Here is a 21,652-nt window from a genome sequence, read left to right on the forward strand (position 1 = left end):
TTTCAAAAACCTTAATTCCACAACGAATTAAGGTTTTTTTATTTTAAACAATGTTTTAAAAATTCCATATATTTGAAAAATACTATCATATACACTTATCATATCTTTTATGTCTAAAAAAATCATTCTGATTGCACTTTTGTTTGTTTGCTTTACACAAGCACAAGAAAAAAAATATCAAAGTCTTCTTTGGGAAATTAGCGGAAATGGCCTTCAAAAAAACTCTTACGTTTATGGTTCTATGCACGTGAGTGAAAAAGTTTCCTATCATTTATCAGATGCTTTTTTTAAACATCTTATGGAAGCTGATTTTGTAGCCAATGAAAGTGACCCAACCACTTGGTCAGATTTATATAACATCTTTAGTGGAATGTATGGCAGCAATTATGGTTACGGTGCCTTTTATAGCAATTTTTATATTACAAAACCCAAAAAAGAAGATTTATATCCTTTATTCAGAGGAACAAATTATAATTTAATTGGCTTACTTTCAAGAACTAATGAAATGAACAAAGATTATCAAGAAGACACGTATCTTGATATGTTTATTTATAGAACTGGAAGAAAATATGGTAAAAAAACGTTAGGATTAGAAGATGTAAAATCTTCAACTATCAACATTATGAAGGCTGAAGCTAAAGTAAAACCAAAAGATGTTGAGGAAAACCGTCAAAAACTCAAAAAACTGCTAAAAAACAAAAACTACAATGAAGCCATGATGGATTACTATCGTGAAAAGGATTTAGATATGCTAGATTCTTTGACTGTTTTATCTTCTTCTGAAACCTATTTAAAAGCCATGCTTTATGACAGAAATACAGATATGGTTAAGAGCATGGATTCAATCATGAAAACAGGTAGTTTATTTGCAGCTGTTGGAGCAGCTCATTTACCAGGAAAAAATGGAATTATTGAAGCTTTAAGAGCAAAAGGATATACTGTAAAACCAGTTTTTGGAGAATATACTGATGAAGGAAGAAAAACCAAAAAACAAATTGAAGAGTATTTTATTAAACCTGAATTTGAAACTAAAACTTCAACAGACGGAATGCTTTCTTTACCACTTTACAAATTGGTTTTAGAAAATGGAGAAAACTTTGAGTCACCAGATTTAGCAAATGGTGGTTATATCAATGTAAAAAGAAGTCTTTTAAAGGACTTTATCACAAAAGACAACACTTTATTCAACCATAAATCTTTGGATAGTTTATTTTATGAAAACATTCCAGGGGATATTTTGGATAAAAAATTCTATAATGAAAAAAACTATTTGGTTTATGATATCAAAAGTAAAACCAAAACTAACAATGCTCAACATTATAGATATTATATCACTCCACTTGAAATAATTGCAGTAATTATGGGTGGTGAAGGTGATTATGTGCGTCAATATGAATCCTATGTTTTTGACAATATTACTTTAAAATCAAATGAAAATAGCACTCAAAAATTTGTACCTAAAAAAGGTGGTTTTGAAGTAGAAGTTCCTTCATATTATATCACACAAGGAAATAAAGATTTTGACAAACAATATGCAGATATCAAATTATTAGCTTATGATGAATCTGAAAAATCAAATTACTTTATAGAAGAGCAAACACTTGGAGATAATGATAATTTAGAAGATACAGAATTTGAGCTAAAAAGAATTCAATATGAATTTTATAACCAACATGATTTAGATTCAACAAACACATCATTCAATAAAAATGAGATGAGTTTTGTGTCGCAATCTAAAATTGGTTCAAAAGATATTTATTTAAAATCTGTTATCAATGGAAGTAAATACTATCTTTTAGGAACTGTTGGAGCTTCAAAAAATAAAACAGAAGCATTTTTCAATTCGTTTATTACAAAAAAATTAAATGCTGAAGTTGAAACTAGAGTTTATGTAGATAGTACAGCAATGTTTTCAATAGAAATTCCTAAAAAACAAAACGAATATCTTGATTTTAGGTTTGATAGAGATTACAATAGTTACCAAAAAAAGGAGAATATTTTTAAAGTAAAGTCAAAAGCCTTTGCTTTTATTTCACCAACAGGAAAAGATGTTGAACTTTCGTTCTATCAATATCATAAATATGATAGTGAGAAAAATTTAGATTCAGTTTGGAAAGAATTTAGAGATCATATAAAATCAGATTTTGCAAGCAATTCTTATGACAATTACGATTCTGCAATGGATTCAGTAGAAAGCGTTGAAACAGCTGTTGAAATGGTTGCTGGTGATGTAACTCCATCAGATCTTAAAAATGAAGATTCTGATAAAAAGAAAAAATTGAGTTACAATATTTCGCGTTGGGATGAAGAACTTGGTTTCAACAAAAAAGACAAAAATAAAATTGAGTTAGTGGATGAAAAATTGACATCAAATGCAGATAAAACCGTTCACGAAATGAATGTTTTGGCTGTAAAACCTAATTCTAATCAAGCTATTAAATACAAAGCTGTTTTTAAAGATGGAATGTCGTATTTAATGAAAACTTTGGTAGAAAAAGAGTATAAAAACGATGATGCTTTTGTGGAAAAAACATTTAATTCGTTCAAACCTTTTGATACCATTATTACACCTTCTGTTTTTGAAAATAAATTTAAATATTTTGTTGCTGATGCTTACAGTGAAAATGACACAATCAGATATTCTGCTTTAAAATCAGTGTACTTTTTAGACATTTCAAAAGAAGATTTACCTCAAGTAAAGGAGTTTTTAGATGGTTTTGAATTCAAACAAGATGAAATTGAAACACTTGTAGCTCTTTACGAAAAAATTGGACAAATAAAAGACCCAGCAATTATTCCTTATTTAGAAGAAGTTTATAAAAAAGAAAATGTAACAACTTCAATTCAATTTGCTATTTTAAATGCTTTAACGAATCAAAAAAGCAAGGAAGCTTACAAAGTCATAGGAAAGTTACTTGAATATGATTTACCGCTTTCTGACAATGAATATGAAGTAACAAGTTTATTTAGCACTTTTGAATATGATATTAAAAATAGTGAAGTTTTATTTCCAGATGTGTTTCAGTTTTATAGTGTAAATGAATATCATACTCCAATTATTGATTTCACAAATAAATTGATTGAATCAAATTTGGGTAACCCAAAGAAACTTAAATCATACAAAAAAATGCTATTGACTAATGCCAAATTAGAATACAAACGTGTTTTAAGTTGGAAACAAAAACAAAACATAAAAGATAATGATGATTATGGTTATTATGACGATGGAAGTTATGCTCCAACAGATGAATTAATAAGCTATTTAAACATTCTTTATCCATTTAAAAAAGAAAAAGCTGTAGCAGAATTATATGCAAAAGTGCATAAACTAGATGTGGAAAATGTAAATATAGGTTTAGCCAAAATACAATTGGACAAAAACAACGAAATCAACAAAAAAACCATTGAAAGACTGATGGCAAAGCCTAAGACAAAATTCGTAGCTTTTCAAATGTTGCATCATACTAAAGAGTTAGAAGAATTGAACAAATTTGGAGAAGACACAATTGCTTTAGCAGGAATGCGTTATTTTGATGATTTGAAAAAAGACAAAGATGAAGTTACCTTTTTAGAAAAAAGAATTATTACACAAGATAAAAAAGAGATTCATTATTTTTTCTATAAAATTGTTGACATTGATGAAGATTCATACAACAAAAACGCTGAAAGAATTGGTGGAATTGCTTTCGTTATGGAAGACGGAAAAATAAATCCACAAGCGTTTAAAAAATTACGTTCAAAAGCAATTATTGAGGAAAAAGAAATAGAACCTTACATAAAGTCTGTTATTGACGAAAGTATTAACACAAATCATCCACGTGCTACTTATCAAAAAATGAGCGATGCTTACAACAGATATGGCTATGATGATGAATATTACGAAGATTAAATTTCTATGATAATAAAAAAACGTTGTGCTTGGTGCGAAAAAGATGATTTATATAGAGATTATCACGATAATGAATGGGGAAAACCTGTTTATGATGATGATTCTCTTTTTGAATTTCTTATTTTAGAAACATTTCAAGCAGGTTTGAGTTGGTATACAATTTTAGCAAAACGAGAGAATTTCAGAAAAGCTTTTGACAATTTTGACTATAAGAAAATTGTAAAATATGACGATTCAAAAGTTGAAGAATTATTGCAAAACGAAGGAATCATCAGAAACAAATTAAAAGTAAGAGCTACTATTTCTAATGCAATCGCTTTTATAGAAGTGCAAAAAGAATTTGGTAGTTTCTCCAAATACATTTGGAATTTTGTGGATGGAAAACCCATTGACAACAAACCGAAAACCTTAAAAGACGTTCCGGCAACTACTCCACTTTCTGATGCAATTAGCAAAGATTTAAAAAAACGTGGATTTAAATTTGTGGGTTCAACTGTTATGTATGCTCACATGCAAGCTACAGGAATGATAAATGATCATGTGGAAGACTGTTTTGTTAGGAGAAATTAAATTGCTTTTAAAATGAATTATTTAAATGAAATAAATTCTGAAGGGTTTATTATTATCAATAATATTTACTCTAATGTTGAAATTGAAAATATTATTCTAGAAATAGAAAAAGTTACTGAAAATAATACTGAAAATTCAACATTTAGAAAATCTGATGGTATTTTTGCAATTCGACAATTTCACAAAGAAATTCCAAAATCAATAGAATTTATTTTTAATGAAAAATTAAAAAAAATAATAGAAACAAACTTTGGAGAACATTTCTTTATTACTAAATCTATATATTTTGATAAACCTGAAAAATCAAACTGGTTTGTAGCTTATCATCAAGACTTAACTATTTCAGTTAACAAAAAAGTAGAAATAGAGAATTATGAAAACTGGACAAAAAAACAAAACCAATTTGCTGTCCAACCGCCAAATGAAATATTAGAAAAAAATTTTACAATAAGGATTCATCTTGACAATACAACAAAAGAAAATGGAGCTTTAAAAGTTATAAACAAATCTCATAAAAAAGGGGTTTTAAGAACTGATAATATTGATTTTAAACATGAAATTGAAACAATTTGCGAGGTAGAAAAAGGAGGAATCATGATCATGAAGCCTTTATTATTTCATGCTTCAAATAAAACTACAAACAATCAAAAAAGAAGGGTAATTCATATTGAATTTAGTAATCAAAAATTACCTAAAGAATTAAAATGGAGTGAAAAAACAAATTTAACTTTTTAATACTCAAAGTTTCTTATCAACCTTCCAAAATTCTCATAAAACTATCTCTAGAAATTTCAAATGCTCCCAATTTTTCTAAATGATCATTATGAACTTGGCAATCCAATAATCGATACTTATTTTCTTTTAGATATTCAATCAATTTTACAAAAGCAACTTTTGAAGCATTTGGTACTTTTGAAAACATACTTTCTCCACAAAAGATAATTCCTAAATCTACACCATACAAACCACCAACTAACTCATCATCTTGCCAAACCTCAACAGATTGTGCAAATCCTTGTTTATGTAATTTGCAATAAGCATTAATCATGTCTTGAGTAATCCAAGTTCCGTTCTGTCCTACTCTTTTTATTTGTTGGCAATTGGTAATTACTGCTTCAAAATTTTGATTGAATGTAATTTTAAAAATGTCTCGATTAATAATATTTCGTAAACTTTTCTTGACTTTATAATCATGAGGATTTACAACCATTCTGTCTGCTGGTGACCACCAAAGTATTGGTTCATCTGCTTCAAACCAAGGAAAAATACCACTTCTATAAGCAAGTAGTAATCTTTCGGTTGATAAATCTCCACCAACAGCCAAAATACCTTCATAAGAAGCTTCTTCAACTGGTGGAAAATAAAGTTTTTGGGTTACGTAATACATTTTGAGAAAGATGAAAGAAAAAAGAGGAGAGAAAAAAGACTAATCTTTATGAAAAAGCCACTCAAATTAATTTATGAATGGCTTTCTTTTTTTTACTCTTTACTCTATTTTCTATTTAGAAAGGTAAATCGTCATGCTCTTCTTCATTGAAGTTTGAAGCTGGTTCAAATGCATCAGCAGCTGGCATTGGAGGAACATTTCCTTGTGGTGCTTCTGGTTGCATTTTTTCAATTCTCCAACCTTGAATGCTGTTGAAATATTTTGTTTCTCCTTGTGGATTTACCCATTCTCTACCTCTCAAATTGATAGAAACTTTTACTTGTTCTCCTGGAGTATAATTGTTTAACAAATCTGTTTTATCTTGAGTAAACTCAATCATGATATGTTGAGGATATTGCTCGTCTGTTGTAACAACTAATTCTCTTTTTTTGAACGTTGCACTAATTTGTTGTTCTGGGTTAATAACCTTTACTCTTCCTAAAATTTCCATATTACTTACTTTTTATTGTTTGGCTAAAAGTACTTTCCAAGCACTAATTGCATCATTATTATCTAAATATTCTTTGGCTTTTTGATGTTTTTTACCTTCATCATCCGAACTTAAAACACCTTTAATTGCAAAATTTTCTTGTACAAAGATAGCAATTTCTTCTTCATTTGGAATAGCTTCAATATTACCTAATTTTCCCAAATCATTTCCATCAAAATAAGAGCTTTCTTTAATAAATTCTGGAATATTATCTACTCCAATTCCTAGAGTACTTAACGGTTTTTCTACTTCAAATAAACCATTAATTGCTCTGCTATACCAATTGCCACCTAATCTTGAAACTAAATCAATTTTAAGTTGGTCAATCATTCCATTATCATCCAAAATAGTTTCACTTACGTGAATTTTCACCACTTCACAAATGATTAAATTTCCTGCTCCACCTTCAGTTCCTAAAGCAATTATATCATTTACTTTGCATTCAAATTGCACAGGACTTTCGGCTACTCTAAACGGTTTTACAACATCAGAAGCCAACATGGTTAAACCTGATTTATCAAATTCATTGACACCATCAGCATATTCTGTACTTGACAATGACATTTGTTGCACCATTGCATAATCAACAATATTAATTACAACTTCTTTTGTAGAATCACAATTTATTAAAGTGTGCTTTATGGTGTTATTTCTTACTCTTCTAGCTGGAGAAAAAACCAAAATTGGTGGATTTGAACTAAAGACATTAAAAAAACTAAATGGTGATAAATTTGGATTTCCTTTTTCATCAACTGTACTGGCAAAAGCAATTGGTCTAGGAGCAATAGCACTTTGCAAATAACCTTGTAATTTAGCCGGAGAAACCTCTTTTGGATTAATTGAAATCATAAAATAACATTTTTACAAATATAATTTTTTAAGATTAAAAACGTTTAAATAAGGTCTTAAAACTTTGTTTAAATTTTAGTACTTTTAACAAAAAAATTGCATGCAGTTTACCGAAAGAAGCAACTCAACTCGCTGGTTTATTATTATATCTTCCTTTTTAATCGTGGTATTAATTCTATGGAATACCTATAACTTTTTTCAAATTTTTAAAAATGAAGAACGAATTAAAATGGAATTATGGGCAACTGCTCAAAAATCATTAGCTAAAGCCGATGAAAATACAGATTTAGATTTAATACTTGAAATTACAACTCATAATACAACAATTCCAATCATTGTTGAAGATGAAAATGGAACTATCAGTAATTTTGCTAATATTGATGAAAATATCACAAAAGATTCTATAAAATTAAACGATTTTTTTAAAGATTTAAAAACACAAAATCAACCCATTACCATGGAAAATCAAATGCTTTACTATGGTAATTCTCCTTTATTAACTCAATTAAAATATTATCCAATTGCTTTACTCTTAATTATTCTACTTTTTGGAGCTGTAGTTTACAATTTTTATAGAGCTACAAAAATGTCTACCCAAAACAAATTATGGGCTGGAATGGCAAAAGAAACGGCTCATCAGATAGGAACACCGCTTTCTTCATTAATTGGTTGGTTAGAAATTTTGAAAATGGATAATGTTGAACCTTCTACTATTGAAGAAATTGAAAAAGACATCAATAGACTTCAAACCATAACCGATAGATTTTCAAAAGTAGGTTCAGAACCTGTTTTAGAAATAAAAGATATTATTGAAGAAACTAGAAGTTCGTTTGATTATTTAAAAGATAGAAGTTCAAAACAAGTAGATTTCAAGTTTATAGCTCCAAAAAACGAAATAAATGTGGCTATAAATCCGGCTTTGCATAGTTGGACCATTGAAAATTTAGTGAAAAATGCTATTGATGCTATGAAAGGCAAAGGAAACTTAACATTAGTAATCGAAGAAAAAGAAGATTATGTTCGTATAAAAATTACAGATTCTGGAAAAGGAATTCCAAAATCATCTTTTACAAAAGTTTTTGAACCTGGCTTTACCACTAAAAAACGTGGTTGGGGTTTAGGGTTGTCTCTAACTAAAAGAATTGTACAAGAATATCACAAAGGAAGAATAAAAGTAGCTCAATCTGAAATAGGAAAAGGAACAACCATGCAAATTAGCTATAAAAAAACAACGTCTATTTCTTAACTAAAAACATTTTTTTTCGTTCTTTAGTACTTTTCGTTAGATAATCTTTTACAAAGGTTTTATGTTTTTTAGTTTCTTCAATTATATCAATTAAGCCTCTTTTAAATTTATTTAAATCGTATAAATTATCCTGACCTACAAAACCTAATTTATATACTTTATCACTACATTCTTCAAAAATGTCTAACGGTTTTTGAATCATTTCTAAAATCTCTTTATCCTCTTTTAGAGGTCTAAATTGAGCATTTCTGTAGTAAATAAAATCGTTTAGCAATTTTACACCTTCATTATAACTTGTTGTGATTGCGTTCAATTCTCTCACATTAGCATTTAAAGAATATACTTCTAATTGCTTTTTTAAAATTTCAAAACGTTCTTTGGCTAATTTGTTTTTATACCCTGTTTGAATCATTCGCTCTTTCAAACCAACTAATTGTTCGTTTTCAGAAAGAGTTAAAAATGTTTTTATAGTTTCGTCATAATCAAAAACTTTTTGGTTTTTATCTTGTTGAAAATTACTATCGATAAAATTTTGTTCTGATATAGGATAATTCAAAAACTGCCACATATAATCAAAAGGCATATGCGATTGCAACATTACAATTGGTTTTGTTTTATAATATTTGGAACTCAATCTTCTAACAAATTTACCGTTTTGCTTGAATCCAGAATCCCATGTTGGATCAAAAAGATACCAATTACCATCTTTCAATTTTATCGCATTCCAAGCATGAGATTGGTCAGCGAGAACTTTATCTTTTTTGGTATAACCCGAAATAACTTGACAATTATAACCTAATTGCGTGATTATATCTTTGAAAAATTTAGCATAATGAATACAAACTCCTTTTTTAGTAGCAATTGTTTTGGAAACCATTTCGTCATCAGAAATTACCAAATTAACCGTAAACTCATGATTAACATCATAAGACACCGTTGAAATTACATAGTAATAAGCTGCTTTAATTTGAGATTCTTCTGAAGAAAACTTACCTTTGATGAAGTTGGCAATATCTTTTGAAGATTTCTTTTGACTATCAGGAATAGCTTGCATTGTTTTTTCAACATCAGCATAAATGCTCTTGACTTGAGCCAAAGCTATCGTTTGAAAAAATAAAAAATAAAAGAGGTATTTCATAATGCAGTAGAAAACAAAAACTACACCAAAAGATTATTTTTAGTTTAAATTTGAAGCTATTTTTTGAGCAATAGTTTCAAATTCTTCTTTTTCTAAACTTACTTTTCGTTGAAAACGCATATCATCCATATCCTGTAATGGAATTAAGTGAACATGAACGTGAGGTACTTCTAAACCAACTACTGCTACACCAACTCTTTTACATTCAACTGATTTTTCAAGAGCAATTGCTACTTTTCTACTAAATTGCATCAATCCAAGATATTGGTCTTCTTCCATATCAAAGATTTTATTGATTTCTTGCTTTGGAATACATAAAGTATGTCCTTTTGCATTAGGATTCACATCTAAAAAAGCTAAAAAATTATCGTCTTCAGCAATTTTATAACATGGAATTTCACCGTTAATTATTTTAGTAAAAATAGAAGCCATTTTTTTTAGGTAAAAGGTTTTTGATAATTGGTCTTGGTTTGAAAAAATTTATCTTGAAACTTCTAATATTTCAAATTTTAAAGTCCCATTTGGAACAGTAATTTCTGCAATATCACCAACAGATTTTCCTAGCAAACCTTTTCCAATTGGAGAAGTTACAGAAATTTTTCCTGTTTTTAAATCTGCTTCACTTTCTGCTACTAAAGTATAGTTCATTTCCATACCATTAGTTTGGTTTTTTATTTTCACTTTTGATAATACTAGAACTTTAGATAAATCCAATTGTGACTCATCAATCAATCTTGCATTAGCAACTACTTCTTCTAATTTTGAAATTTTCATTTCTAAAAGTCCTTGTGCTTCTTTTGCTGCATCATATTCTGCATTTTCAGACAAGTCACCTTTATCTCTTGCATCTGCAATAGCTTGTGATGCTTTTGGTCGTTCTATACTTTTTAGTTGATCTAATTCTTCTCTTAAATGCTTTAATCCTTCTGCTGTGTAATAAGATACTGTACTCATAACTTCATTGTTTATAAAAATAGAAAAAATCCCATACGAGTGGGATTCCTATATGCAAATATAACAAATATTTTGATTCCGAAATTTTTTAAGATATAATTTTGATTGTTAGTAATTCAAAAGTATTAAATTTGGTGTAAAATTATGCTATGAAGAAATATATCTTACTTTTATTACTACCCTTTTTTATGGGTTGCGAAAAAGATAGTGTTGGAAATAAAAATCCTTTTTTACCTGATTATCCTGTGAATTTAAACGTGAATTTGAACTTACCTACTTATAGCAATTTACAATTTCCAGGAAATGGAGTTTTAATTACTACTGCTGGAGTTGGAATAAGAGGAATTTTTGTTTTCAATACAGGAACAGGTTATACAGCATTTGATGCAGCTTGTCCTAATCAAGCATTGAGTGATTGTTCTTCGATGACTTTAAATGGAATCAATGCTAAGTGTCCTTGTGATGATGCAGAATATAGTCTTTTTACTGGGCTATCTGAAGGAAAAACTTATCCGATGAAACCTTATCGAACAGAAGTTAATGGAAACATAATTAGAGTTTATAATTAAAAAAGAGGGAAGTTTTAAAAAACTTCCCTCTTTTGCTTAGAATTTTAAGGTCATTCCTGCTAAGAAATTAATTCCTGCTTGTGGATAATATCCTGCTCCTTCATACGTAATGACATTTCCAGTTGAATCATCATCATAGGTATAAAAATATCCATTAGACTCGTATTCAATATTAAAAATATTATTTACTAAACCAGAAAAGATAATAGATTTTATTCCTTTATTGATATTCCATTCATAATTTACATTTAAATCATTAATAAAATAAGCATCCAAAGTTGATTCTTCTGAATCAATATTTCCCATATATTGTTTTCCAACATATTTAGACAGCAATGAAACTTGTAATTTTTTCAATGGTAAAAAAGTAATATTTCCACCAGCAATTACGTCTGGAGAAAAAGCAATATTAGTATCACCAAGGTTTGTTAATTCTCCATCACGTTGAAAGAAAAAATCTTTATTTTTATTTTGACTCAACGTAACATTTGGTTGAAAAAACAATTTATCTGTAATCTCAATTTGAGCATCAACTTCAAGACCAACTCTATAACTTTTTCCACTGTTTGTAAATATTGGAGAACCTACATCATTTAATGCACCTGTTAAAACTAACTGATTAGTGTAATCCATAAAAAAGGCATTCGTATTAACTTTTACTTTTTTAGAATTGTATTTCCAACCTAGTTCAAAGTCTTTTAAACGTTCTGATTTTGTACTTCCGTTTTCGTAATCATCTCTTCTTGGTTCTTTGTTGGCAATTCCGAAATAACCATAAAACATATTTTTAGTATTCAATTGATAATTCAATCCTACTTTTGGATTAAAGAAACGAAAGGTGTCATTTACATCATTTTCAAACTTATAACTATCTGCTTGATAAAAGACCATTCTATATTGTAAATCAGCAAAAACATTTATTTTGTTAGTTAATTCTTGAGATATTTTACCATATATATTGATGTCATCTTTGTTTCCGAAGTTGTCATAATAGCGATTTGCTCCAGGAACATAAAATTGTGTATTTACTACTTCACCATAATGCTTTCCTAAATATCTATTTACAGCACCACCAATTTGAAAATTGGTTTTCTTATTGTCGTAATTAAAATTTGCAGTTGCTCCAAAAAAATCATTATCCAACCATCTTTTTCTAACTAAATCTGAAGTTGTTATCCCATTAAAATCAGGTAAATTGTATTCTAAAAGATCTTCATCTTCTTTATATTGTTCGAAATATCCTTTTCCAATAGTATAGTGTAAAGCTACATTTGAGTTCCATTTTGAATTCCATTTTTCTGACCAATGCAATTGAAAATGATTTTGCCAATAATTATCGGTTTCATTATCATAGAATTGCTCATTTCCATTTTCGTCAAAATAAAGTCCAGCCAAATTATACGTTCTATCATTTTCCAACTTTTCTTCATCTTCAAGACCATACCAAGCTTGATAAGTTTTTTCTTTTCCTCCAAAAGCTAAAAATTTTATTAAAGTGTTTTCTTTAACATAATTGGCATTTAAGAAATAACCAAACATATTCGTTGAAGCTCTGTCTATAAAACCATCAGAAGCTATTTGAGACAATCTTCCGTTGATTTCAAAATTATTATGCAAACCTGTTCCAAAAGCTAAAGTATGTTTTCTTGTTCCAAAACTTCCTGCAGAATTAGCTATTTCAGCATAAGCTTCTTCTTGAAACGATTTTGTTTCCACATTTAAACTTGCTCCAAAAGCTCCAGCTCCATTTGTTGAAGTTCCAACACCTCTTTGTAACTGAGCACTCTGAATAGATGAAGCAAAGTCAGGTAAATTCACAAAAAATGAACCTTGACTTTCGCTATCGTTAAAAGGAACACCATTCAATGTAACATTAATTCGAGAACCATCTGAACCTCTAACTCTCATGTAAGTGTAACCAACTCCATTTCCTGCATCAGTTGTTGTTACTACAGAAGGTTGATAATTTAATAAAACTGGAATATCTTGTCCAAGGTTTCTTTTAGCAATTTCTTCTTTAGAAATATTGGTAAAAGTGATAGGGTCTTTCTCTTTTGCTCTTACAGATGTTAGCACAACTTCTTTTAGTTGCGTAACTTTTGTAGAATCAGTTTCTGTTTCTTGTGAAAAAGAGCACAGAGAATAGAAAATAGAAAACAGAGAATAGAAAACAGTTGAAATTTGTAAATAAGTCTTTGTTCTTTTCTCTTTTTTCTTTTCTCTTTTTTTAAATAATTGTTTCATTCGTAAATAAATTATACGAATAAAAGGGGTAATTATTCTTTGGTTAAAATTAAAATTGAAAACTCCAGACGCAAACAAACGTGCACATTTGCTTTTGTCTTTTCCCTAAACAGCATTACCTGTTCTAGGTTCTATGGGTATAATCTCAGCTCGATATTTAGAGCACCCCTTTGAGACGGTGCAAATGTAGTCTAATTTTTTAAAAAACAAATTCCAAATTTTAAAAAAATTATAGGTCAGGTTTTTTTCTGTTTTTCTTGATTAATGAAGTCACCTTTTTAATTTTTAATCTTCTTTCTTTAGAAGCTTTTGTGGCTTTTGTGGCTCTTCTAATTTTTGGTTTTGTTAATCCTTTTTCAATTATTCCAAGAAAACGTTTGGTGACAATTGATTTGTTTTTTACTTGACTTCTATCTTCATCACAATTTAAAATTAAGATGAAATCTTGCGTGAGTTTTGAAGCTATTTTTTCTTTTAAATAGGTTTTTTCTTCTTCGTTTAAACCTTCAGAATTTCCCAAGTCAAAGCTCAAAACCACTTTTGATGAAACTTTATTCACGTTTTGTCCACCAGCACCACTACTTCTAATGGCTTTATAGTTGAGTTCTTTTAAAAGAGTTTCTTTATCCATTTAACTATCTTTGTCTTCAGGTTGATGAGCTGGTTTCAACAAATCGTTTACTGTTTTTACTGGATTAAATGTTGACAATGGAACTTCTACAAAAATTGTAATCCATTTTGCCATGGCTCCATTCCATAAACCTGGTAATTCAAATGATTTAACTGGTTTTCCAAACTTATTTTTTTCAACAATAAAGCCTGTGTTAGGATCAACAAATTGGGATAAATCAAACTTATTTTTTTTATAATCTTTTATACCACAAACTAAATCTACAGGATTAAAGTGAGTTGCAAATTCAACAATTTTCTTCTGCTCTTTATCCTTCATATTAATTTGAGATGTTTCAACAATTTGTAAAGTTGATAATCCATTTTCACCTTTGACCCAAAAAGGACCACCACCAGGTTCTCCTTCGTTTTTAACCATTCCGCAAACACGAATAGGTCTATTTAGTTCATTAAAAAGTAACTCAACTTTATATTCCGATTGGTATTTGTCAAAATCAATAGGTAAGATAATATTCAGATTTTCTTTTGCAAATAGTTCAATTTCTGATATAAATTTATCAGAACTATCTTTAGTTTCTAATTTTTCTAAATAAGCAAAAACTTGCTGTTGGATTTTTAACAGCAATCCTCCTAAAACCTTCTTATATTTTATGATATCTGAAATATGATTTTGAGAGACATTATCTATATTTTTTATAAAAATAATGTCCGATTTTAATTGGTTTAAATTTTCAATTAAAGCTCCATGTCCACCAGGTCTAAAAAGCAAACTTCCATCATCTAACCTAAAAGGTGTATTGTCTAAATTTACAGCAATTGTATCCGTTTCTTCTTTTTGAAAAGAGTAAGAAACATCAACTTCTGGATACTTATTAGTGATATTCTCAAATTGTTTTTGATGTTCTTTTGAAATTGTAAAATGAACTTTTGCTTTTTTATCTTCTTTTTTATAAAAAATAGTTTCATTTAAATGCTCTTCTACAGGAGTAAGAATTGAGTTGTTTTTTGCATGAAAAGGCAAAATCCCTTTTGGTTTATTGGCAAAATCAAAATATTCAGAAGACAAAAGAGTTTTTATGAATAAATAATCTTTTTCATCTTTCTCCAAGCTATAATAATCCGGATAAAATTCTAAAATTTTGTCTTTTACTTCTCTGTAAAATGGAAAATTTTTTAGTCCAACCAAAAAAACAGGTAAATCATGTTCTTTATGATGGTTGATATAAGAATTAATAGTTCCTTTTTCAAAATCAAATTCAGCTAAAAATTCATTTAAAAACTTGAACATTCTACTAGCAGCACCAGAAGAAGGAACAAATTTTTTAATGACCATTTTGTCTTTATTTTCATCAAAAAATTGACACAAATCTTCAATTTCTTTCTCAGAAAAAAGTGAAATTCCATCATCAATCGTTGCAGATTTTTCAAGATTTACTTTAGATACTCCATTTTTAAAAAACTGAAGTTGTTGTTCAATTTTATCTAATGAAATTCCTTTTTCTTGAATTTGTTTTATATCTTTTATTCTAAGTTTTTCTTCCATTCTAAATAACCATAAATTGCAATTATTGTAAAGATTGCATATTGAATACTTGTAAAAGTATATCCTTTATGAAAGTATAAAGGTACTGAAACTATGTCTCCAATTATCCAAAGTAACCAATTTTCTATTTTTCGTTTTGCCATTAACCACATTCCAACAAAGAAAACACCCGTAGTAAATGTATCAACATATGCTGTCCAACTTGTAAATTTATCAAAATATTTATATACTATAACAACAAAAAGCATTGTAAAAATAAAAATGGCAAATCCTTGATAATATTCTTTTACTTCCATTTGAGAAATTGGAAATTCTGGTTTATTTTCCGTTTTTCTTGTCCAAATATACCACCCGTAAATGCTCATAGTAGTGTAATATCCATTAATCAACATATCACCAACTAAACCCCATTTATTCAATAAATAAACAAATATTATAGTGCTAATTATTCCTGTTGGAAAGACTAAAATATTATTATTTTTTGCAAAAAGAACACTTGCCAATCCAAATAAGATAGCTGTTATTTCCAAGACTATATCAATGGTTTCATAATCGCTGTATTGTGAAAATAAAAACTCAATCATTCTTCAAAAAAATTTGGATTATTTTCAAAAGCAGTTCCTATAACTACTAAATCTGCTCCTGCTTTATATGCACTTTCAATTCCTGCCTTAGTTCTAATTCCTCCTCCAACAATCAAAGGAACATTAATTTTATTAATTGTATTTTCAATCATTTCTAATGAAATTGGTTTTTTGGCTCCACTTCCAGCTTCTAGATAAATCAATTTGTTACCCATATATTCTCCAGCTTTTGCTGTTTGACTTACATAATCAATATTATTCCTATCCAAAGGTTTTGTCTGACTTATTCGTTCCACAGCACTTTGTTTGCCATTTTCGACTAAAATATAGCCCGTAGAAATAATTTCCAAATTTGTTTTTTCAAGAACAGGAACAGCATTAACTTGATGTTCTATTAAATACTCTGGATTTCTTCCTGAAATTAAATTTAGAAACAAAATTCCATCTGCATATTTAGAAATTTGAGAAGGATTTCCTGGAAATAATAGAATTGGTAATTTACAATGTTGTTTAATTTTTTGAATAATAGCATCTATTTGATTCGTTTGAACCAAACTTCCACCCACAAAAATATGAGTAGCAGGAGATTTATTAATTTTTGAAATTAAACTATCTAAAATTTCTAATTTAATATCATCTGGATCCAATAAAATAGCCAATAATTTTTGGTTATTCTTTTTTGCAGCAAGTATTTCTTGGTAAATTTTATGCATTTTCAACTTGTTCTAATGCATACACTAAAGTATAATTTTCTATTTCTTCAAAAGCAAAATCATAAAGAGATTTTCTATTATCATAATTGACTTCCGCAGTTCCTTTATCATCAATCATTTTAAATGGATGAACCACTATATTTTCAATAAAAAACAACCCTTTTTGATTGTATAATTTATAAATGGATTCCTTTGCTCCCCAAACAACAGTCAATAAGTTTGTATATTCTTTGTCATTTTTTTGAATATAATTAAACTCTATATCCACAAATTTTTTTGCAATTAGTTGGACCTTATCTCGTCTTAATTCTATGTCAATTCCGACTTTCTTATCACTTATAATTATAGCCGAAAAATCAAATGAATGTGTAATTGAAATTTCTTTACCATCTTTTAAATGTGGTTTCCCTTTTTCATCATAAAATAAATCAAAATCATCATAATTAGCAATTTTCAATAAATGTCTAATACTCAAAAAGCCCTTTTGATGCTTCACGTCTTTCATTGATTCTACTCTTGCTAAAGAGATGTCTTTTAAAGGAATTGCTCTAAATAAAGTATTGAAATCCTCTTCAATTTTCCATATATATATTGAAGTAGTCGGATTTAAATGTATAATTTTATGAATTGGCATTGAATATTTTACTGAATTTCAAATGATTAAACTACTAAACAATTCACAAAATAAGTGAAATAATTAGTAAATAAAAAGGAATTACTTACCTTTGCATTTTCAAATTAATAATACAAATATACAATAGATGAGCACAAAAACATCAACTTATGTACCTTATAAAGTTAAAGATATCACTTTAGCTGATTGGGGAAGAAAAGAAATTGAATTAGCTGAAGCTGAAATGCCAGGATTAATGGCTTTAAGAGAAGAATATGGTGCAAGCCAACCTTTAAAAGGAGCTAGAATTGCTGGTTGTTTACATATGACAATCCAAACTGCCGTTTTAATTGAAACCTTAGTAGCTCTTGGTGCTGATGTTACTTGGTCTTCTTGTAACATTTTCTCAACACAAGATCATGCTGCTGCTGCTATTGCTGCTGCTGGAATTCCTGTTTATGCTTGGAAAGGATTAAATGAAGAAGAATTTGACTGGTGTATTGAACAAACTTTATGGTTTGGTGAAGATAGAAAACCATTAAACATGATTTTAGATGATGGTGGAGATTTAACAAACATGGTTTTTGATAAATTCCCTGAATTAATTAAAGAAATTAAAGGTTTATCAGAAGAAACTACAACAGGAGTTCATCGTTTATATGAAAGAATGCAAAATGGAACTTTACATATTCCAGCAATCAACGTTAACGATTCTGTTACTAAATCTAAATTTGATAACAAATATGGTTGTAAAGAATCTGCAGTTGATGCAGTTCGTAGAGCAACAGATATTATGTTAGCAGGAAAAAGAGTTGTTGTTTGTGGATATGGTGATGTTGGAAAAGGAACTGCTGCTTCATTTAAAGGTGCAGGTTCAATTGTAACAGTTACTGAAATTGATCCAATTTGTGCTTTACAAGCTGCAATGGACGGTTTTGAAGTTAAAAAATTAGACACTGTTGTTGGAAATGCTGATATCATCATTACAACTACAGGAAATAAAGATATCGTAATGGGTTCTCATTTCGAAAAAATGAAAGATAAAACTATCGTTTGTAACATTGGTCATTTTGATAACGAAATTGATATGGCTTGGATGAATAAAAATCACGGAGCTTCAAAAGTTGAAATCAAACCACAGGTTGATAAATATACTGTAAACGGAAATGATATTATCATTTTAGCTGAAGGTCGTTTAGTAAACTTAGGTTGTGCTACAGGTCACCCAAGTTTTGTAATGAGTAATTCATTTACTAATCAAACTTTAGCTCAAATTGAACTATGGACAAATACTTCAGCATATAAAAATGAAGTATATATGTTGCCAAAACATTTAGATGAAAAAGTAGCAGCGCTTCACTTAGCTAAATTAGGTGTTGAATTAGAAGAATTAAGACCAGATCAAGCAAAATATATTGGTGTGCCTGTTGAAGGACCATTCAAGCCAGAATATTATAGATATTAATCTACAATTTTGGTATGCTGAACTTAATTAGGCATCTAAAATAAGACTAAACCCTTGCAGTTATGTGAGGGTTTTTATTTAGGCAATTACAAGGCAACGTGCCATCGATTATATTTTTGCAAAACCATTTGTCAAAATTTTGCAAAAGCTGCAATTCCTATAATTACTGCAAAAAACTATAAAGCATTAAAAACAAAAAATCCCAAACTAATTAAAGTTTGGGATTTTTATATTTTGAAGTTTCTGTTAATTATGCTTCAAAAGGAACTACAGATACAAATGATTTGTTTTCTCCTTTTTTCTGAAACTTAACCACTCCGTCAACTCTTGCATGTAAAGTATGATCTTTACCCATGTAAACGTTTTCACCCGGATTGTGTTTAGAACCTCTTTGTCTTACGATAATGTTTCCAGCAATTGCAGCTTGACCACCATAAATCTTAACACCTAAACGTTTCGATTCTGATTCTCTACCATTCTTCGAACTACCGACACCTTTCTTGTGAGCCATGATGTATTGGTTTTTATAAGTTAATATTAAAATTAAACAGCTCTACCACCGTTTAATTCATCTTGTAATTTTTGTAATTCTTCCATTTTACCATCTGCAGCTAATTGAGCTTGTTGTGCCCAAGTAGTTGGATCTAAATGTTGTACTTTTGCTTCAGCAGCATCTAAAATTTCTTTTACTTTTTCTGCTTTAGCTTTAGCCAATTTAGCGAAAGTATCAATTCCAGCAGCAACTAAAACTTCAGCAGCTTTAGGACCGATTCCTTCGATTAATTTTAAATCATCTCCTTTTTTAGAAGCTTTTGCTTTTGGTGCTTTCGCTTCAGCAGCTGGAGTTTCTACTAATTTTTGAGCTTTAGCTGGAGCTTCTTTTTTTGCTTCTTCTTTTTTAGGAGCAGCTTTTTTAGAACCAGATGCTAAAATCCCTTCAATTACGATTTGAGATAATGATTGTCTATGGCCATTTTTCTTTTTGTAACCTTTTCTTCTTTTCTTTTTGAAAACGATTACTTTATCTCCTTTTAAGTGGCTTAACACTTTGGCTTCAACAGAAGCACCTTCTATAGCTGGGGCGCCTAAAGTAACTGTACCATTATCGTCTAACAAAAGAACTTTGTCAAAAGAAACTTTCGCTCCTTCATCTTCTGATAAACGGTGTACAAAAACTTTTTGGTCTTTGCTAACTTTAAATTGTTGCCCTGCTATCTCTACGATTGCGTACATAACAATGTGTTTAAATTATTTTTTTAAGGTTGCAAATATACAACTAATTAGTATATTAACAACATATTAGCATAAATATTTTTTTAATACTTTTTTAAGGCAAAACTGTAACTTTTTTACGATTTTTGCAACATATTAAAAAAACAACAACTTCATTTTATGAAAAAATCATTAATAGCTTTAAGCGCAATGCTTATGTTAGGAAGTATTTCTACCGCTCAAAACGTAGCTTTTGAAGAATTTGATTTAGACAATGGCTTACATGTTATTCTTCATCAAGACAATTCTGCACCTGTAATAATTACATCAGTAATGTATCATGTAGGTGCTAAAGACGAACAACCAGACCGTACAGGTTTTGCTCACTTTTTTGAACACCTTTTATTTGAAGGTACAAAAAATATAGAAAGAGGAGAATGGTTTAAAATTGTAACTGCTAATGGTGGTCAAAACAATGCAAACACATCTGATGATAGAACATATTATTACGAAGTTTTTCCTTCTAACAACTTAGAATTAGCTTTATGGATGGAATCAGAAAGATTAATGCATCCTGTGATTAATCAAATTGGTGTTGATACACAAAACGAAGTTGTTAAAGAAGAAAAAAGACTTCGTGTTGACAATCAACCTTATGGAAACTTAATCAAAGCTGTTAAACAAAACTTATTCAAAACTCATCCTTATAAGTGGACAACTATTGGAGAAATGGAACATTTAGATGCAGCAACTTTAGAAGAGTTCCAAGCTTTTAATAAAAAATTCTACATTCCAAACAATGCTGTTTTAGTAGTTGCAGGACAATTTGATAAAGAGCAGGCTAAAGAATGGATTGAAAAATACTTTAGTGCAATTCCAAAAGGAACTCCTATCAAAAGAAACAAAATTGAAGAAGCTCCAATTACTCAAACTATTAATGCTTCATGGGAAGACCCAAACATTCAAAAACCAATGTTTGTTCAAACCTATAGAACTCCTTCAATGAAAACAAGAGAAGCTAGAGTTCTTGATATGTTGTCAACTTACTTGTCTGACGGAAAAAGTTCTGTTTTGTACAAAAAAATTGTTGATGAAAAGAAAATGGCTCTTCAAATTGGTGCATTTAACTTCAGTCAAGAAGATTATAGTATGTATATTATATTAGGAATCCCAATGGAAGGATTTACTCAGGAAGACATCAACAAAGAAATTGATGAAGAAATTGTAAAAGTTCAAACTGAATTAATTTCTGATAAAGATTTAGAAAAATTGAGAAATATTTTTGAGAATCAATATGTGAATAGTAATACTAGTGTGGAAGGAATTGCAAGTAATTTAGCAACTTATTATTTATTATATGGTGATGTAAACTTGATTAATACTGAATTAGATATTTACAAATCAATCACTAAAGAAGAAATTAGAGATGTAGCTAAGAAATATTTGAATACAAACCAAAGATTACTTTTAAACTACATGCCTGCAACTGATAAAACTCAAAAATAAGAACACATATC

Annotated in this window: 21 protein-coding genes; 7 read left to right on the forward strand and 14 right to left on the reverse strand. The window is 29.1% G+C overall.

Going from position 1 to position 21,652, the window contains the following annotated elements:
• Positions 1 to 109: 109 nt before the first annotated feature.
• The 3 genes from ACFO3U_RS04875 to ACFO3U_RS04885 are packed head-to-tail and all read left to right on the forward strand — an operon-like array spanning position 110 to position 5,194.
• Positions 110 to 3,889: a TraB/GumN family protein gene (locus ACFO3U_RS04875; RefSeq protein WP_379738616.1), complete on the forward strand. Its 3,780-nt coding sequence runs from the start codon at positions 110 to 112 to the stop codon at positions 3,887 to 3,889.
• A 6-nt stretch (positions 3,890 to 3,895) separates the two neighbouring features.
• Positions 3,896 to 4,459 (forward strand): DNA-3-methyladenine glycosylase I, encoded by a 564-nt coding sequence (locus ACFO3U_RS04880; RefSeq protein ID WP_379738617.1) that lies wholly within the window; start codon positions 3,896 to 3,898, stop codon positions 4,457 to 4,459.
• Positions 4,460 to 4,471: 12 nt separating this feature from the next.
• The gene (locus ACFO3U_RS04885; protein WP_379738618.1) at positions 4,472 to 5,194 is read left to right on the forward strand and encodes a phytanoyl-CoA dioxygenase family protein; all 723 of its coding nucleotides are present in this window, start codon (positions 4,472 to 4,474) and stop codon (positions 5,192 to 5,194) included.
• A 16-nt stretch (positions 5,195 to 5,210) separates the two neighbouring features.
• Here ACFO3U_RS04885 and aat read toward each other — a convergent pair whose 3' ends face one another.
• The 3 genes from aat to ACFO3U_RS04900 all read right to left on the reverse strand — a co-directional run bounded on the left by aat (position 5,211) and on the right by ACFO3U_RS04900 (position 7,224).
• Complete coding sequence (aat, locus tag ACFO3U_RS04890; RefSeq protein WP_379738619.1) at positions 5,211 to 5,846, reverse strand: leucyl/phenylalanyl-tRNA--protein transferase; 636 nt, start codon at positions 5,844 to 5,846, stop codon at positions 5,211 to 5,213.
• Positions 5,847 to 5,961: 115 nt separating this feature from the next.
• On the reverse strand, positions 5,962 to 6,336 hold the full coding sequence (locus ACFO3U_RS04895; RefSeq protein WP_379738620.1) for a DUF3127 domain-containing protein: 375 nt from the start codon (positions 6,334 to 6,336) through the stop codon (positions 5,962 to 5,964).
• 12 nt (positions 6,337 to 6,348) lie between these two features.
• Positions 6,349 to 7,224: a flavin reductase family protein gene (locus tag ACFO3U_RS04900; protein ID WP_379738622.1), complete on the reverse strand. Its 876-nt coding sequence runs from the start codon at positions 7,222 to 7,224 to the stop codon at positions 6,349 to 6,351.
• 100 nt (positions 7,225 to 7,324) lie between these two features.
• Between ACFO3U_RS04900 and ACFO3U_RS04905 the strand changes: the two genes are divergently transcribed.
• Positions 7,325 to 8,470 (forward strand): sensor histidine kinase, encoded by a 1,146-nt coding sequence (locus ACFO3U_RS04905; protein ID WP_379738624.1) that lies wholly within the window; start codon positions 7,325 to 7,327, stop codon positions 8,468 to 8,470.
• Here ACFO3U_RS04905 and ACFO3U_RS04910 read toward each other — a convergent pair.
• The 3 genes from ACFO3U_RS04910 to greA form a co-directional block, all read right to left on the reverse strand.
• Complete coding sequence (locus tag ACFO3U_RS04910; protein WP_379738626.1) at positions 8,460 to 9,566, reverse strand: transglutaminase domain-containing protein; 1,107 nt, start codon at positions 9,564 to 9,566, stop codon at positions 8,460 to 8,462. The genes ACFO3U_RS04905 and ACFO3U_RS04910 overlap by 11 nt on opposite strands.
• An 81-nt stretch (positions 9,567 to 9,647) precedes the next feature.
• Positions 9,648 to 10,040, reverse strand: a complete 393-nt coding sequence (locus ACFO3U_RS04915; protein ID WP_379738628.1) for an HIT family protein — start codon at positions 10,038 to 10,040, stop codon at positions 9,648 to 9,650.
• Between the two features lie 48 nt (positions 10,041 to 10,088).
• Positions 10,089 to 10,562, reverse strand: coding sequence for a transcription elongation factor GreA (greA, locus tag ACFO3U_RS04920; protein ID WP_379738630.1), 474 nt, complete (start codon positions 10,560 to 10,562; stop codon positions 10,089 to 10,091).
• 149 nt (positions 10,563 to 10,711) lie between these two features.
• Here greA and ACFO3U_RS04925 point away from each other — a divergent pair, with 149 nt between their 5' ends.
• Positions 10,712 to 11,131, forward strand: coding sequence for a Rieske (2Fe-2S) protein (locus ACFO3U_RS04925; RefSeq protein WP_379738632.1), 420 nt, complete (start codon positions 10,712 to 10,714; stop codon positions 11,129 to 11,131).
• Between the two features lie 36 nt (positions 11,132 to 11,167).
• On the opposite strand, the gene ACFO3U_RS04930 is transcribed toward ACFO3U_RS04925, so the two are convergent.
• The 6 genes from ACFO3U_RS04930 to ACFO3U_RS04955 all read right to left on the reverse strand — a co-directional run bounded on the left by ACFO3U_RS04930 (position 11,168) and on the right by ACFO3U_RS04955 (position 17,479).
• Positions 11,168 to 13,375, reverse strand: coding sequence for a TonB-dependent receptor (locus tag ACFO3U_RS04930; RefSeq protein WP_379738634.1), 2,208 nt, complete (start codon positions 13,373 to 13,375; stop codon positions 11,168 to 11,170).
• A gap of 229 nt (positions 13,376 to 13,604) precedes the next feature.
• On the reverse strand, positions 13,605 to 14,006 hold the full coding sequence (arfB, locus tag ACFO3U_RS04935; RefSeq protein ID WP_379738636.1) for an alternative ribosome rescue aminoacyl-tRNA hydrolase ArfB: 402 nt from the start codon (positions 14,004 to 14,006) through the stop codon (positions 13,605 to 13,607).
• The gene (locus ACFO3U_RS04940; RefSeq protein ID WP_379738638.1) at positions 14,007 to 15,548 is read right to left on the reverse strand and encodes a DUF4301 family protein; all 1,542 of its coding nucleotides are present in this window, start codon (positions 15,546 to 15,548) and stop codon (positions 14,007 to 14,009) included.
• A complete protein-coding gene (gene pnuC, locus ACFO3U_RS04945) occupies positions 15,527 to 16,132 on the reverse strand; it encodes a nicotinamide riboside transporter PnuC (protein ID WP_379738640.1) in 606 nt (201 codons plus the stop codon). Before pnuC ends, ACFO3U_RS04940 begins: the two co-directional genes overlap by 22 nt.
• On the reverse strand, positions 16,129 to 16,845 hold the full coding sequence (locus tag ACFO3U_RS04950) for a phosphoglycerol geranylgeranyltransferase (protein ID WP_379738642.1): 717 nt from the start codon (positions 16,843 to 16,845) through the stop codon (positions 16,129 to 16,131). The genes pnuC and ACFO3U_RS04950 overlap by 4 nt, the downstream gene beginning before the upstream one ends.
• Positions 16,838 to 17,479: a 4'-phosphopantetheinyl transferase family protein gene (locus tag ACFO3U_RS04955; RefSeq protein ID WP_379738644.1), complete on the reverse strand. Its 642-nt coding sequence runs from the start codon at positions 17,477 to 17,479 to the stop codon at positions 16,838 to 16,840. Before ACFO3U_RS04955 ends, ACFO3U_RS04950 begins: the two co-directional genes overlap by 8 nt.
• Positions 17,480 to 17,606: 127 nt before the next feature.
• On the opposite strand from ACFO3U_RS04955, the gene ahcY reads away from it, so the two are divergent.
• Positions 17,607 to 18,923: an adenosylhomocysteinase gene (ahcY, locus tag ACFO3U_RS04960; RefSeq protein WP_379738646.1), complete on the forward strand. Its 1,317-nt coding sequence runs from the start codon at positions 17,607 to 17,609 to the stop codon at positions 18,921 to 18,923.
• Positions 18,924 to 19,173: 250 nt separating this feature from the next.
• On the opposite strand, the gene rpmA is transcribed toward ahcY, so the two are convergent.
• Together rpmA and rplU are read right to left on the reverse strand one after the other, a co-directional pair.
• Positions 19,174 to 19,434 carry a 50S ribosomal protein L27 gene (gene rpmA / locus ACFO3U_RS04965; RefSeq protein WP_338377784.1) on the reverse strand — a complete coding sequence of 87 codons (261 nt, stop codon included), beginning with the start codon at positions 19,432 to 19,434 and terminating at the stop codon, positions 19,174 to 19,176.
• Positions 19,435 to 19,466: 32 nt separating this feature from the next.
• Positions 19,467 to 20,156 (reverse strand): 50S ribosomal protein L21, encoded by a 690-nt coding sequence (rplU, locus tag ACFO3U_RS04970; RefSeq protein WP_379738649.1) that lies wholly within the window; start codon positions 20,154 to 20,156, stop codon positions 19,467 to 19,469.
• Positions 20,157 to 20,315: 159 nt separating this feature from the next.
• On the opposite strand from rplU, the gene ACFO3U_RS04975 reads away from it, so the two are divergent.
• Positions 20,316 to 21,641, forward strand: a complete 1,326-nt coding sequence (locus tag ACFO3U_RS04975) for a M16 family metallopeptidase (protein WP_379738651.1) — start codon at positions 20,316 to 20,318, stop codon at positions 21,639 to 21,641.
• Positions 21,642 to 21,652: the final 11 nt, after the last annotated feature.

The organism is Flavobacterium ponti (assembly GCF_042652765.1).
Taxonomy (GTDB): Bacteria; Bacteroidota; Bacteroidia; order Flavobacteriales; family Flavobacteriaceae; genus Flavobacterium; species Flavobacterium ponti.